Origin of the sequence: Micromonospora zamorensis, from assembly GCF_900090275.1 — a bacterium.
GTDB lineage: Bacteria > Actinomycetota > Actinomycetes > Mycobacteriales > Micromonosporaceae > Micromonospora > Micromonospora zamorensis.
In genome coordinates, this window is sequence record NZ_LT607755.1 from 616,306 (window position 1) to 629,909 (window position 13,604).

The window sequence follows — 13,604 nt, forward strand, 5'->3', positions numbered from 1 at the left end:
GCCTCTCAGCGCAGGCCGGGGACCTCGGTCACCGTGAACGGTGGTGCCGGCGCGGTCGCGTTGAGCTGGCTGTTGACCCACAGCAGCCGGTCGTGGTCGCGGGCCAGGGTGGTCGGGGACTGCTCCAGGCCGGCGGTGTGGGACTGCCGGACCACCCGGGTGGCCCGAAGGTCGCCGTCCAGCACCGCCAGGTTGACCGCGAAGCGGTACCCGCCAGCGGGATCGGGGAAGTTGACCACGCCGTAGAGGCGGTCGCCCTCCAGCAGCAGCCCGTCGGCGCCGAGCTGTCCACCCGACACGGCGACCTCGCTGGCCGTGGCGTCGGCGAGGTCGATGCGCCACAGACGTTCGCTGCCCGGCTCACCGGTGCCCTGGTCGGCGACGAGCGCGAGCCGACCGTCGGCGGTGGCGACGATGCCGTTGAGGAAGCCGGGGACGGCCGGGAAGTTGGACGGCAGCAGCCACGGCACGAGCGGGCCGACGCGTCCACCGTCCAGCGTGGCCCGCCAGATCGTGCCACCGGTCGAGTCGGTCACGTACACGGCATGGTCGGTGATCACCAGGTCGTTGAGAGCCGCACCGGTCACCGCGCTCCGCTTCGCCAGCAGGCGGCCGTCCAGGTCGTACACGAAGAGGGTCGCGGTGTCGTAACCGGCCACGAAGAGCCGGCCGGCGCGATCGACGTGGACCCCGGCGGCGCGGGTCCGCCCGTCCGAGCCCCCGGGGAGGAACGGGCGCAGCCACCGGTGTCGGACGTCGCCGCGGTAGACGGCGCCGGTGGCGACGCTGGTGACGTACATGGTGCCGGTGCGGGTGACGGCGATGCCCTCGGGCAGCACCCCCGGCTCGCCGGAGACGACGTACGTGTCGGGACGCCCGACGGCGGCGTGCGCTGGCGCTCCCGAGGTGCCGGTGAGCACGACCAGGCTGGTGGCCAGGACAAGCAAGATGTTCATGGGCCGAGGATTCCGGTCCGGTCGCAGCCTGCTCCATGCCCTTTCAGGCAGGGCCGAAGGGTGGCTAGCGTCGGCTCATGCTGACGTTGCAGCTCACCGCGACGGATCTGAGCCGCACCGTCCTGCGCTCCGAACCCGCGGTGCTGCTGGAGCTCGGGGCGGCCGGCCAGCGGCTGTTCGAGGCCGCACCGGAACACCTCACGGTCTGGCGGGCACGCACCCGGGCGGCGCTGCGCCCGGAGATGCGCCCGTACCTCGACCTGTGCCGGCTGCCCTGGTGGTTTCCGGACTTCCTCACCCCGCCGAGCCTCGGCAGCGACCTGCCGGCCGCCCTGGACGAGGTGCTGGCCACCCCGACGGCGACGCTGGCGGCGGAACTGCGCCCCCGGATCGCCGCCGGCGACCTGCCGGCCCGGGTCGGTGCCCTCGCCTCCGGCGAGACGGCCGCCCGGCAGCGACTGAGCGCGGCGATGCGGGCGTTCCACCAGGTCGCGGTCGCGCCGTACCAGGACACGATCACGGCAGCGGTCCACGGCGACCGGGCCGTGCGGGCACACACCATGGTGGACGCCGGGATCGACCGGGTCCTGCGTGACCTGAGCCCGTACCTGTTCTGGAAACCGTACGGCGAGCGGTACGAGTTGTCGTACGAGTGTGGATTCGCCAACGGAGTCGCCCTGGCCCCGGCCGGCCGAGGCGTCACGCTGGTGCCGTCGTACCTGCTGCCCCGACCCTGCGTCCTGGACGACCCGGCCGGCCCGATGGTGCTGGCCTACCCGATCCGGCCCACCCGACGGGCGCTGGTGAGCAGCAGACCCCTGGCCGACCTGCTGGGGCGCACCCGAGCGGCAGTGCTGGGTGCGATCGCCGACGGCCCGAGCACCTCACAGGTGGCCCGGACGGTCGGCATCTCCCTCGCCTCGGCCAGCCAGCACGCCACCATCCTCCGGTCGGCCGGGTTGGTCACCACCCGCCGGGCGGGCCCGGCGGTGCGACACACGCTCACCCCGCTGGGCGAGCACCTGCTCCGGGCCGGGCGCCCCGGCTGACGAGGGCAGCAGGTCAATCGCCGGTGACGCCGTCGATGCGTTCCCGGATCAGGTCGGCGTGGCCGTTGTGCCGGGCGTACTCCTCGATCATGTGCAGGTACGCCCAGCGCAGGCTGAAGGTGCGTGTCCCGTCGCTGCGGGTCAGCATGAACGTCTCGTCCAGAGACCGTCCCTCGGTGGCCGCCCGTGCCGCTTCGACCTCGGCTCGGAAGGCGGCGAAGGCGGCCTCCGCGTCGGCGCCCGCCGCAGCGTGGAAGTCGGCGTCGTTGTCGGTGGAGTAGTCGAAGAGGTCGGGCAGGTCCTGGCCGGCGAAGCGCTGGCGGAACCAGGAGCGCTCGACGTCGGTCATGTGCAGGACCAACCCGAGAAGGCTCAGGCCGGACGGCTCGACGCTTGCCGTGCGCAACTGCTCGGCGGTCAGGCCGGCGCACTTGTGCAGCAGGGTGTCGCGGTGGTAATCGAGCCAGCCCTCCAGCATGGTGCGCTCATCTGCGACCAGAGGCTCGTGGCTGCGGTCGATCTCCGGTGCTCTCCATGTCGTCATCGGGTCATCCTGCGGCTCGGGTACGACAGCCGCGACCGGTTATCAGGGCACCACGACGACGGGCCACCGGCCGGTGCGGACCAGACGGCTGGCGACCGAGCCGACCAGCCGGTGACCGGCCTGCTCGGAGGCGCCCACCACCACCATGTCGGCCTGGAACTCGTCCGCCGCCGCGCACAACTCCCCGTACGCGTCACCGCGCCGGGACAGGAAAGTCAGCGGTACGCCCAGCTCCTCGGCCCCGCGGCGGCACTCCCGGCGTAGCTCGGCGGCCAGTTCGTCGTGGGTCCGCTGCACCGCGCCGGCGTCCATCCCCGGCATCAGGGCGGTCAGCCCGCTCGTCGAGCTGACGTAGACCACCACCAACGCGGCACCCTGCCGGCGGGCCAGGCCGGCGGCGTACCAGCCGGCCCGCTCGGAGGTGCGGGTGCCGTCGACGCCGACCAGGACCACCCGGGGCCCGTCCGTGCCGCGTTCGAACGGCAGCGGGCGGGTCCGGGGGCCGTACTCCTCGCGGTCCGGTGCTCCCACGCTCATGGCTGGCTACCTCACCTGTGCTCGCCGGTGCGGACCACGGCGGCACCAGCGCCGGCCGCGATGGTTGATTCCTGCTCGACCTCGGTGCCGACCGGAGAGCTGCTGTGCTGCCGCAGCGGCACCTCCTTGATGAAGCTCACAGCGATCAGCGCGATCAGCGCGAAGGGGGCGGCGGCCAGGAAGATGTCGCCGGCGCCGTGGCCGTACGCGCTCTCCACCACGGCCCGGATCGGCCCGGGCAGGGTGTGCACGTCGGGCAGGACACCACCGCTGCCCGAGCCGGACGCGGCAATCCCGAGCCGGCCGAGGCCCTCAGCGGTGTAGCCCGTGACCTTGTGGGCGAGCACCGCGCCGAGCACGGAAACGCCGATCGCGCCGCCCAGGCTGCGGAAGAACGCAACCGTCGAGCTGGCCACGCCGAGCTCGTGCGTGCCGACGGTGTTCTGCACGGCGAGGACCAGGTTCTGCATGGTCATGCCCAGGCCGATGCCGACCAGCGCCATGTAGACGCTGAGCAGTGTGAAGCTGGTGTCGGCCCGGAGCGTGCCCATCAGCGCGAAGCCGGCGGTGAGCAGCGCCGTACCGATGACCAGGAACCTCTTCCAGCGGCCGGTACGGGTGATGATCCGTCCGCTCAGCGTGGAGGAGACCAGCAGACCGAGGATCATCGGCAGCGTCATCAGGCCGGACATGGTCGGGCTCTGGCCGCGGCTGATCTGGAAGTACTGGCCGAGGAAGACCGAGGCGCCGAACATGCCCACGCCGACAGCGATGCTGGCGACGACGGCCAGGGTGATGGTGCGGTTGCGGAACAGCCGCGGCGGGATCATCGGCTCGGCGGCCCGGGTCTCGACCCGGATCGCCAGCGCGCCGAGCACCAGGGCACCGACCACCATGACGGCGCTCTGCCAGGAGGCCCAGGCGAACTGGCCGCCAGCGAGCGAGACCCAGATCAGCAGCAGCGAGACGGCTGCGGTGATCAGCGTGGCGCCCCACCAGTCGATCTGTGCCTTCCGCTTGATCACGGGCAGGTGCAGGGTCTTCTGGAGCACGACCAGCGCGGCGATGGCGAACGGCACGCCGACGTAGAAGCACCAGCGCCAGCCGAGCCAGGAGGTGTCCACGATCACACCGCCGATCAGCGGGCCGCCGATGGTGCCGACGGCCATCACAGCGCCGAGGTAGCCGCTGTAGCGGCCCCGCTCGCGTGGCGCGATCATGGTCGCCATGATCACCTGGGCCAGCGCGGTGAGGCCGCCGGCGCCGACTCCCTGGAGCACCCGGCAGGCGATCAGCTCACTGGTGCCCTGTGCGGCCCCGGCCAGCACCGAGCCCAGCACGTAGATCCCCAGGGAGATCTGGACCAGGAGCTTCTTGCTGGTCAGGTCTGCGAGTTTGCCCCAGATGGGGGTGGTCGCGGTGGTCGCGAGCAGGGCTGAGGTGACCACCCAGGTGTACGCGGACTGACTGCCGTGCAGTTCGGTGATGATCCTCGGCAGCGCGTTCGAGACGACCGTGGAGGAGAGGATCGCGACGAACATGCCCAGCAGCAGGCCGGAGAGGGCCTGCAGGATCTGCCGGTGCGTCATGTCGACGCCGGTCGCCCGTGGGGGCGCTGTCGCCTGGGTCATCGTTGCTGCCTCCGAAGGGAGTCGAGGTGAAAGCGACGGGGGCGGTTTCGCGAGGGTCGCCTGAGAGTTGCCTGAGGCAACCGTATATTTGGTTGCCTGAAGCAACAACCTGACGGAGCGGTGCGCTATTCCCCGTCTCGGAGCGCTACTGCCAGGAGTCGTTGAACCGGCCCAACAGCCGGGCGAACTCCTCGACGTCCCGGGCCGGCCAGTCGTTCAGCGTGCGCAGCAACTCTCCCACCCGCGCAGACCGGGCTGCGTCGAACCGGCGCTGGCCCTCCTCGGTGAACGTGATCTGCGCGGCCCGTCGGTCACTCGGGTCGGGGTCGCGGTAGACCAGGCCGAGGACCTCCAAGGCGTTGATCTGCCGGCTCAGCGTTCCCTTGCCCACACCAAGCCGCGCCGCCAACTCGGTCAACCGGATCGACCCACTGCGCCGCAACCAGAGCAGCAGCCCGTAGGTGTTCGGCTCCAGGTTCGGATGCACCTCGCGGGCGATCTCCCAGGAAACCGCCCGCCCACGGCGCAGCAGGGCGGTCAACTCGTGCTCGACCGCCCGGATCGGTTCTGGCAGGTGCTCGTCCACGCGTAGAGACTACGGCGAGGCCGGCCGTGCGGCGGCCGAGAGTCGGCGCCGCATCACGGGGCGTAGGCGGCCGTCCTTCGTGGTGCCCTCGATCACCACGTCAGCCCTGCGCCCCTCATGCGTCAGGGTCGCAACCGCGTTGCCGAAGTAGGGACCGGCCAACTTGCGCCACCGCACCCCCGGCCGTCGGACACCCGCGGAGCGAGCCAGCGCCCGGGTGGCACCGGCCGGACCGGCCGACCAACCGAGCCGCATCAGCGGACGGATGCCGGCCGGCACCTGGTTGTGGATCGGTGAGCAGGTGAGCTGGTGCACGGGTGTGACCACCGCCGGATCGCCGAACCGGGCCCGGGCCACGTACGAGTGGTGCACGTCCCCGGAGAGCACGCTGATCGACGCCGGCGGGGCGTACGCCGGACCGGCGCCGACCCGCGCGCCGGACTGCCGGGGGGTGCCGGTGCCGATGCGGGTGAAGGTCTCCGCCAGCGCCTCGAAGGAACGCCGGAACGCCGCCCAGTGCTCCAGGTCCAGTGCGCGGCGCAGCTTCTCCGCCCCGCGGGCCACCCAGGGGCGACGCGAGTCCGCCAACTTCTCGTTCCACGCCTCGATGTGGTGGATGCCCTGCGGCAGCAGCCAGGGCAGCGAGGCGCCGACCACCAGGTGGTCGTAGACCCCGTGCGCCTGGTCGAGGAACCAGGACCACTCGCCCGGCGGCAGCATCGCCCGGCTGCCCGGGTCGAGCACCCGGCTGCACCTGTTGTCGAGCATGACCAGCCGGGTCCGGCCCAGGTCCAGTGCGTAACTCCACTGGTACTGCACCGCGCGCCAGCGCTCGGTGTCGTGCGCCACGTCCGACTCCTGGTCGACCCGGTGCCCGAAATCGCGCAGCACCCCGGTGGCGTCCTCGGCGGCGGCGACCTTCGCGAAGACCGGGTCGGCGGCGATCTCGTCCGGGGAGAGGTTGCCGAGGTGCTGGTAGACCCAGTAGGAGGCGAGCCCGCTGCCGATCCGCTCCTGCCACCACGGCTGCTCGCGCATCTCGGCACGCCACGCCGCCGAGGTGTTCCAGTCGTCGATGATCTCGTGATCGTCGAAGATCATCACGCTCGGCACGGTGGAGAGCAGCCAACGGATCTCCGGGTCACGCCAGGACTCCAGGTAGAGCTTCGTGTACTCGTCGAAGCTCACCACCTGGTCGGCCGGGGCGCCCTTCGGACGCCGCCGGCGCCGACGCAGCAGCCGGCGCACCGTGGGCGAGGTGACGTCGGCGTAGACCTGGTCACCGAGCAGCACCAGCAGGTCCGGCGGCGGGTTCGCCTCCGGGTCGGCCATCAACCGTCGGGCGTACGCGTCCAGCGCGTCCGGTGGCAGCTTGCGGGTCGTGGAGTGCTGGGTGGTCTCGCGGCACGAGCCGAAGATCAGGTTGACCGGCTGGTCCCGGTCGTCGGCGGCCCGGGTGCGGATCACGCTCGGCGGGAAGCCGCTGCTCGGCACCGGCCAGACCACCTCGTCGTCGACGACCACCTCGTAGGTGGTCGCGCTGTCCGGGGTGAGCCCCTCCACCACCACGAGGGCGTAGTGGTGGTCGTACGCCGAGAAGGTGGGCGCGGTGCCGGTGGCGCCGTCGGCGGTGCGGACGGTGACCACGGCGGGCGCGGCCGTCTCCACCCAGACGGTCGCTCGGGTGTCCACCACTCGCCGCAGGAGTGGGCCGATGAGGAGGTGTGCGGCGGGCATGCGGCCGAGCCTACCGCCGGTTCCCGGCACCGGCCTGGTGCGGTGGTTGAGACTCCGGGCACCGCTCGGGGTGCGGTGGCTGAGACTCCGGGCACCGCCCCGGGTGCGGTGGCTGAGACGCCGCCGCCCGCATCTGACAGGATTCCGGCATGGCCGAATATCTCGTCCTCGCTCTGGTCCTGCTCGGTGTGCTGATCGCCGGCACAGTAGGGCTGGTCGTGCCGCGCCTGCGGCGTCGGCCCGAGCCCCCGCTGCCGCACACCGAGGTCGACACCAGGGCCGAGGAAGATCTCGCCGGCCCGCCGGTCGAGGCTCCGGAGTCCGAACTGTCCACCGGCGTCCTGGTCGAGCCGCCGCCGGTCATCGAGGCGCCCGCACCGGTGGAGGTGCCCGAGCCGACCGCCGGGCGGCTGGTCCGGCTCCGCTCGCGACTGTCCCGCTCGCAGAACGTCTTCGGCAAGGGCCTGCTCGGCCTGCTCGCCCGCGACCACCTCGACGAGGACGTCTGGGAGGAGATCGAGGACAGCCTGATCACCGCCGACGTCGGCGTCGACGCCACCCGCGACATCGTCGACCGGCTTCGTGAGCGCACCCGGGTGCTCGGCACCCGTTCGGCGTCCGAGCTGCGGGCACTGCTCGCCGCCGAGCTGGTCAACGCGCTCGACCCGAGCCTGGACCGCTCGTTGCGGACCGCCCCGAAGGACGGCGTGCCGGCGGTGGTCCTCGTCGTCGGCGTCAACGGCGCCGGCAAGACCACCACCTGCGGCAAGATCGCCCGGGTGCTGGTCGCCGACGGCCGTACCGTGCTGCTCGGCGCCGCGGACACCTTCCGGGCCGCCGCCGCCGACCAGCTGGAGACCTGGGGCTCCCGCGTCGGCGCGGAGACCGTCCGGGGGCCCGAGGCCGCCGACCCGGCCAGTGTCGCCTTCGACGCGGTCAAGCGCGGCATCGACACCGGCGTGGACACCGTGCTCATCGACACCGCCGGCCGCCTGCAGAACAAGGTCGGCCTGATGGACGAGCTGGGCAAGGTCAAGCGCGTGGTGGAGAAGCAGGGCCCGATCGACGAGACACTGCTCATCCTGGACGCCACCACCGGCCAGAACGGCCTGGAGCAGGCCCGGGTCTTCACCGAGGTGGTCAACGTGACCGGCGTGGTGCTGACCAAGCTCGACGGCACCGCCAAGGGCGGCATCGTGATCGCCGTGCAGCGCAAGCTCGGCATCCCCGTGAAGCTGGTCGGCCTCGGTGAGGGCAAGGACGACCTGGCCCCGTTCGACCCGGCGCAGTTCGTCGACGCGTTGCTGGGGACCGAGGCCACCGGACGGGACGCGTAGTCTCGGGTGTCCAGTGACAACCGCGCATACGCGGGCTGGCGTGACCCCGGCCACCCCTCGCAGCGCCTCGGGAGACCGTACGTGACTTCGCAGGAGATCCCGCTGCACGGCGGCAACGTGAGCACCGTCGTCCGCGTCGGTGACACGGTCCGCCGCAACGCCGGGCCGTGGACACCGTCCGTGCACGCCCTGCTGCGGCACCTGGAGTACGTGGGCTTCACCGGCGCACCCCGGGCGCTCGGCATGGACGAGCGCAACCGCGAGGTGCTGTCGTACCTGGAGGGGGAGTGCGGGGAATACCCGCTCGCCCCGCACTGGGTGACCGACGAGGCGCTGGTCACCGTCGCCACCATGCTGCGGATGTTCCACGACGCGCAGTACGGCTTCACCCCGCAGCCGGGGGCGGTCTGGCGCTCGTTCGGGCCCCCGCCACCGGACACCGAGGTGATCTGCCACCACGACGCAGCGCCGCACAACGTGATCTGGCGGCCGGACGGCACCCTCGGGCTGATCGACTTCGACCTCGCCTCACCCGGCGCGCGGATCTACGACGTGGCGTACGCGGCCTGGACCTGGGTGCCGATCTTCGCGGACCGTGACTCGATCACGCTCGGCTGGAAGCACCCGGACCGGCCGCGCCGGCTCCGGCTCTTCGCCGACGCGTACGGGCTGATCCCTCGGGACCGGCACCGGCTGATCCGGACCATCCGCAAGCGGATCGTGGACCACGTCGAGGGCATCCGCCGGATGGCCGCCGCCGGTGAGCCGGCGTTCGTCCGGATCGTGCACAAGGGCCACCTGCGCCGACCGATGCGCGATCTGCGGCTGCTCGACTACGAGCGGCACGCACTCGAGAACGCCCTCCGCTGACCGTCGACCGGTCGATGCTCGGCCGGTCCCGTCAAGCGGACCGGTCGATGGGCCTGGCCGGTCAGCCATCGACGTCCACCGTCCGAACGATCCACCATTGTCCATGCCGCCGACTGTGCGGACTTCGTGACACGTACGAAACAACCCGTCACGAAACGGAAACCCGCCCGGGACCCTGTGTGAAACAGCCGGCCGCGAAGCTTCCGCGCAACCGGCCTACGGGCGACGCTGCCCCGGAAAGCCGCGAAGGAGGAATTCACCCTTTAGGAGGCCAGCGTGCCTGAAGCACCGACGATCGACGGCGCCAACACCACGTGGCTGCTGGTTTCGACCGCGCTCGTGCTGCTCATGACCCCCGGACTGGCGCTGTTCTACGGCGGCCTCAACCGGGCCAAGGGCGTACTCAACATGATGATGATGAGCTTCTCCGCTATCGGGCTCATCTCTATTCTGTGGTGGTTCTACGGATTCAGCGTCGCCTTCGGGACCGACGTGAACGGCTTCTGGGGCGACCCGGGCGCGTACCTCGGCACCAAGACGTTCCTCGCCGAGACCGACCTGTGGGGTGCCACGGCAGAGAACCCCAGCGGCATCGGGGTCCCGCTCTACGTGTTCATGGCCTTCCAGATGGTCTTCGCGGTGATCACCGTCGCGCTGATCAGCGGTGCCATCGCCGACCGGGCAAAGTTCGCCGGCTGGCTGCTGTTCGCCTTCGGCTGGGCCACCCTGGTCTACTTCCCGGTCGCCCACTGGGTGTGGGGCGGCGGCATCATCGGCGCCGACATCCACGCCCTGGACTTCGCCGGTGGCACCGCGGTGCACATCAACGCCGGTGCGGCGGCCCTGGCCGTGGCTCTGGTGCTCGGCAAGCGGCTCGGTTGGCCGCGTGAGGGCATGAAGCCGCACAACATCCCGCTGGTCGCGCTCGGTGCGGGTCTGCTGTGGTTCGGCTGGTTCGGGTTCAACGCCGGCTCCGAGCTGACCGTCGACTCCGTCGCCGGCCTCGCCTTCATCAACACCCAGCTCGCCACGGCGGCGGCGGTGCTCGGCTGGATCGCTGTCGAGTGGGTCAAGACCCGTAAGCCGACGATGGTGGGCGCCTCGTCCGGCGCCGTCGCCGGCCTGGTCGCCATCACCCCGGCCTGTGGTTTCATCGCCCCGTGGGCGGCCGTCCTGCTCGGCATCGTCGCCGGTGCGGTGTGCGCGCTCGCCGTCAGCCTCAAGTACAAGCTCGGCTACGACGACTCGCTCGACGTGGTCGGCGTGCACTTCGTCGGTGGTTGGATCGGCTCGCTCTGGCTCGGTCTCTTCGCCACCAACTCGGTCAACGCCGCGATCAGCGACGTGGTGGGCGCCTCCGACGGTCTCTTCTACGGCGGCGGCGCGACCCAGCTCGGGCGGCAGGCCCTCGCCGGCCTGATCGTCACCGTCTGGTCCTTCGGCATCGCCTGGGTGCTGGCCTTCGTCATCGAGAAGACGATCGGCTTCCGGGTCAAGGGTGAGGACGAGGTCGAGGGCATCGACATCGCCGAGCACGCCGAGAGCAGCTACGACCTGTCCCCGGCCGGTGGTGGCACGGGCAGCGCGTTCGCGATGGCCGGTATCGGCACCCCCGGTGGCGGCACGAGTGGTGCCAAGCCGCCGGCGGAGCCCGCCGAGACGGTCAGCGAAAAGGTCGCCGGTTAACGTTCCTGGGATGGAGGGGTTGGACATGAAGCTGGTGACCGCAGTCATCAAGCCGTACCAACTGGACGCGGTGAAGGAGGCCCTGCACGCCCTCGGGGTGGCCGGGCTGACCGTCAGCGAGGTTCAGGGGTACGGGCGCCAGAAGGGGCACACCGAGGTCTACCGGGGTGCTGAATACACGGTCGAGTTCCTGCCCAAGATCCGGGTGGAGGTGCTCACCGACGAGATCGACGTGGACAAGGTGGTGGACGCCATCGTCGGGGCGGCCCGCACGGGCAAGATCGGTGACGGCAAGGTCTGGGTCACCGGTGTCGAAGAGGTCGTCCGGGTGCGTACCGGCGAACGCGGCCTAGACGCCCTCTGATCGCGCAACGACCGACATGACCTCGTTGATCAAGAAGAACGCGTCAGGACACGCCGGTGACGGTGACGCGAACCTCTTGATCAACGAGGTCGTCGGCGTTCCCGGGGGGATCGGGGAGTCCGCCCGGCTGGGGCGGGCGAGCGCTTACGACGCCTTTCTGCGAGGGCTGCTGCCTTCGCGGGAGGGGGTCGCGCTGATCGCCGTCGGGGGGTTGGGGAGGCGGCAGTGCGCCCCGTACGGCGACCTCGACCTGGTCCTGCTGCACGCCGGGGTGCCCGGCACCGACGAGTTGGCCGCCTCGGTCTGGTACCCGATCTGGGACGCCGGCCTACGGCTCGACCACTCGGTACGCACCGTCTCCGAAGCACTCTCGGTGGCCCAGGACGACGTCAAGGTCGCCCTCGGGCTGCTCGACGCCCGGCTGGTGGCGGGCGACCAGACCTTGGCCGACGCGCTGATCCGCACCGCCGCCGACCACTGGCGGCGCACCGCCGTCCGGCACCTGCCCGGCCTGCGGGCGGTCACCGAAGCACGCTGGCAGGCCCACGGCGAGCTGGCCTTCCTGCTGGAGGGCGACCTGAAGGAGGCCGCCGGCGGTCTGCGCGACGTCGGGCTGCTGCGAGCGATCTCCGCCGCCGGCATCACCGACGCGCTGCGCCCCGCCGTACGCGCCGCCCACCTGCGCCTGCTGGACATCCGGGACGCCCTGCACCAGCAGGTCGGCCGCCGGGTCGACCGGCTGGTCGCCCAGGAACGAGACGGTGTGGCCGCGCTTCTCGCGCTGGAGGACGGCGACGCCCTCCTGCGACGGGTCGCCGGTGACGCCCGCACGGTCAGCCACGCCCTGGACGACGCGTTCCGTGCCGCCGACCGGCTGCGATCCGGCCGGTCCCGAGGGGGCGGCGCTCCCCCGCGCGCCGCCCGGTGGCCCGCGACGTGGTCGAGCACGACGGCGAGCTCGTGCTGGCCCGTACGGCGATCGGGGCTCGCCCCGACCCGAGCCTCTCGCTGCGGGTGGCCGCCGCGGCGGCCACGACCCGACTCCCGATCGCCCGGGCCACCTGCGAATGGCTGGCGGCGTACTGCCCGCCACTGCCCGCGCCCTGGCCGACTGATGCCCGGGCCGCGCTGACCACCCTGCTCGGCGCCGGTCCCGGCCTGGTGCCCGCCTGGGAAACCTGCGACCGGTACGGACTGGTCGACAACTGGCTGCCCGAATGGACCCGGCTGCGCAGTCTGCCGCAGCACAACCCGGTGCACCGCTACACCCTCGACCGGCACCTGGTGCAGACCGCTCACGAGGCCAGCCGGCACGCCCGTGAGGTGGAACGGCCCGACCTGCTGCTCCTCGGCGCTCTCCTGCACGACATCGGCAAGGGACTTCCCGGTGATCACAGCACCGTCGGGGTGCCCGTCGCCCAGGCGGCGGCGACCCGGATCGGTCTGCCCCCCACCGAGGTCGAGCTGATCGGCACGCTGGTCCGGTTGCACCTGCTGCTGCCCGACGTGGCCACCCGCCGTGACCTGGCCGACCCGGTCACCATCGCCTCGGTGGCCGAGTCGGTGGGGGACACCGGCACCCTCGACCTGTTGCACGCGCTGGTCCGCGCCGACGCGGCGGCGACCGGGCCGGCGGCCTGGTCGGACTGGAAGGGCCGACTCGTCGCCGAACTGGTCGGTCGGGTCCGCACCGCACTGGACACCGGCGTACTGCCCGAACCGCCCACCCCGGACCCGGCGCTGCTGGCCGGGCCCCTGCCGGTCGTCCATCTGACCGGCGACCGGGTGTCGGTCGCCGCGGCGGACCGGCGGGGCCTGCTCGCCACGGTCGCCGGCTGCCTGGCGCTGCACCGGCTGGAAGTGATCTCCGCGGATGCCTCCGTGGTCGACGGCCGTGCCCTGGTCGAGTGCCGGGTCCAACCCCGCTACGGTCTCCCGCCCGACCCGGTCCCGCTCCGCGCCGACCTCCGTCGTGCGGTCGGCGGCGACGTGTCGGTCACCCAGCGGCTGCGGGGTCGGGCGCTCGCCGCCCGCGGCGGTGGGGCTGCTCCCCGGGTCGTCTGGCACCGCGAGGCGGCCACCAACGCCGTGCTGCTGGAGTTGCGCGCCGCCGACGCCGCCGGGTTGCTTTACCGGGTCGCCTGCGCGCTCGACGAGGCGGGCGCCCTGGTCCGCGCGGCCCGCATCTCCACTCTCGGCGCCGACGTGGTGGACGCCTTCTACCTGGTCGGAGGCTGGCCGGACGACGCCACCCGGGCCCGCCTGGAGGCGGCCGTCCTCGCCGCCGTCTGACCTACGGCGACACCG

The 13,604-nt window shown here is 71.9% G+C and carries 11 protein-coding genes and 1 pseudogene; 6 read left to right on the top strand and 6 right to left on the bottom strand.

Annotation, left to right across the window (positions count from 1 at the left end; translation table 11 throughout):
- Nucleotides 1-5: 5 nt before the first annotated feature.
- Entirely contained in the window at nt 6-956 is a 951-nt protein-coding gene (locus GA0070619_RS02820) for an SMP-30/gluconolactonase/LRE family protein (RefSeq protein WP_088946605.1), read from the bottom strand.
- A gap of 77 nt (nt 957-1,033) precedes the next feature.
- Between GA0070619_RS02820 and GA0070619_RS02825 the strand changes: the two genes are divergently transcribed.
- Nucleotides 1,034-2,005: an ArsR/SmtB family transcription factor gene (locus GA0070619_RS02825; protein WP_088946606.1), complete on the top strand. Its 972-nt coding sequence runs from the start codon at nt 1,034-1,036 to the stop codon at nt 2,003-2,005.
- A 13-nt stretch (nt 2,006-2,018) separates the two neighbouring features.
- On the opposite strand, the gene GA0070619_RS02830 is transcribed toward GA0070619_RS02825, so the two are convergent.
- The 5 genes from GA0070619_RS02830 to GA0070619_RS02850 form a co-directional block, all read right to left on the bottom strand.
- Nucleotides 2,019-2,549, bottom strand: a complete 531-nt coding sequence (locus tag GA0070619_RS02830) for a DinB family protein (RefSeq protein WP_088946607.1) — start codon at nt 2,547-2,549, stop codon at nt 2,019-2,021.
- Nucleotides 2,550-2,591: 42 nt separating this feature from the next.
- Nucleotides 2,592-3,086 carry a universal stress protein gene (locus GA0070619_RS02835; protein ID WP_172861966.1) on the bottom strand — a complete coding sequence of 165 codons (495 nt, stop codon included), beginning with the start codon at nt 3,084-3,086 and terminating at the stop codon, nt 2,592-2,594.
- 11 nt (nt 3,087-3,097) lie between these two features.
- On the bottom strand, nt 3,098-4,717 hold the full coding sequence (locus GA0070619_RS02840; RefSeq protein WP_088946608.1) for an MDR family MFS transporter: 1,620 nt from the start codon (nt 4,715-4,717) through the stop codon (nt 3,098-3,100).
- Between the two features lie 145 nt (nt 4,718-4,862).
- Nucleotides 4,863-5,303 (bottom strand): MarR family winged helix-turn-helix transcriptional regulator, encoded by a 441-nt coding sequence (locus tag GA0070619_RS02845; RefSeq protein WP_231927243.1) that lies wholly within the window; start codon nt 5,301-5,303, stop codon nt 4,863-4,865.
- A 9-nt stretch (nt 5,304-5,312) separates the two neighbouring features.
- Nucleotides 5,313-7,040, bottom strand: a complete 1,728-nt coding sequence (locus GA0070619_RS02850) for an alkaline phosphatase D family protein (protein ID WP_088946609.1) — start codon at nt 7,038-7,040, stop codon at nt 5,313-5,315.
- A 149-nt stretch (nt 7,041-7,189) separates the two neighbouring features.
- On the opposite strand from GA0070619_RS02850, the gene ftsY reads away from it, so the two are divergent.
- The 5 genes and pseudogenes from ftsY (at nt 7,190) to GA0070619_RS02875 (ending at nt 13,589) form a co-directional block, all read left to right on the top strand.
- On the top strand, nt 7,190-8,377 hold the full coding sequence (gene ftsY / locus GA0070619_RS02855) for a signal recognition particle-docking protein FtsY (RefSeq protein WP_088946610.1): 1,188 nt from the start codon (nt 7,190-7,192) through the stop codon (nt 8,375-8,377).
- 6 nt (nt 8,378-8,383) lie between these two features.
- A complete protein-coding gene (locus GA0070619_RS02860; protein ID WP_172861967.1) occupies nt 8,384-9,247 on the top strand; it encodes an aminoglycoside phosphotransferase family protein in 864 nt (287 codons plus the stop codon).
- 276 nt (nt 9,248-9,523) lie between these two features.
- On the top strand, nt 9,524-10,933 hold the full coding sequence (locus tag GA0070619_RS02865; RefSeq protein ID WP_088946612.1) for an ammonium transporter: 1,410 nt from the start codon (nt 9,524-9,526) through the stop codon (nt 10,931-10,933).
- A 25-nt stretch (nt 10,934-10,958) separates the two neighbouring features.
- A complete protein-coding gene (locus GA0070619_RS02870) occupies nt 10,959-11,297 on the top strand; it encodes a P-II family nitrogen regulator (RefSeq protein WP_172862163.1) in 339 nt (112 codons plus the stop codon).
- Between the two features lie 16 nt (nt 11,298-11,313).
- Nucleotides 11,314-13,589 (top strand): annotated as a pseudogene (locus GA0070619_RS02875) ([protein-PII] uridylyltransferase).
- Nucleotides 13,590-13,604: the final 15 nt, after the last annotated feature.

Bases quoted from the DNA above. Each gene is read 5' to 3' on its own strand.
- GA0070619_RS02835 (WP_172861966.1), bottom strand. From the start codon at position 3,086: ATGAGCGTGGGAGCACCGGACCGCGAGGAGTACGGCCCCCGGACCCGC.
- GA0070619_RS02850 (WP_088946609.1), bottom strand. From the start codon at position 7,040: ATGCCCGCCGCACACCTCCTCATCGGCCCACTCCTGCGGCGAGTGGTG.
- GA0070619_RS02870 (WP_172862163.1), top strand. From the start codon at position 10,959: ATGAAGCTGGTGACCGCAGTCATCAAGCCGTACCAACTGGACGCGGTG.
- GA0070619_RS02830 (WP_088946607.1), bottom strand. From the start codon at position 2,549: ATGACGACATGGAGAGCACCGGAGATCGACCGCAGCCACGAGCCTCTG.
- GA0070619_RS02825 (WP_088946606.1), top strand. From the start codon at position 1,034: ATGCTGACGTTGCAGCTCACCGCGACGGATCTGAGCCGCACCGTCCTG.
- GA0070619_RS02840 (WP_088946608.1), bottom strand. From the start codon at position 4,717: ATGACCCAGGCGACAGCGCCCCCACGGGCGACCGGCGTCGACATGACG.
- GA0070619_RS02820 (WP_088946605.1), bottom strand. From the start codon at position 956: ATGAACATCTTGCTTGTCCTGGCCACCAGCCTGGTCGTGCTCACCGGC.
- ftsY (WP_088946610.1), top strand. From the start codon at position 7,190: ATGGCCGAATATCTCGTCCTCGCTCTGGTCCTGCTCGGTGTGCTGATC.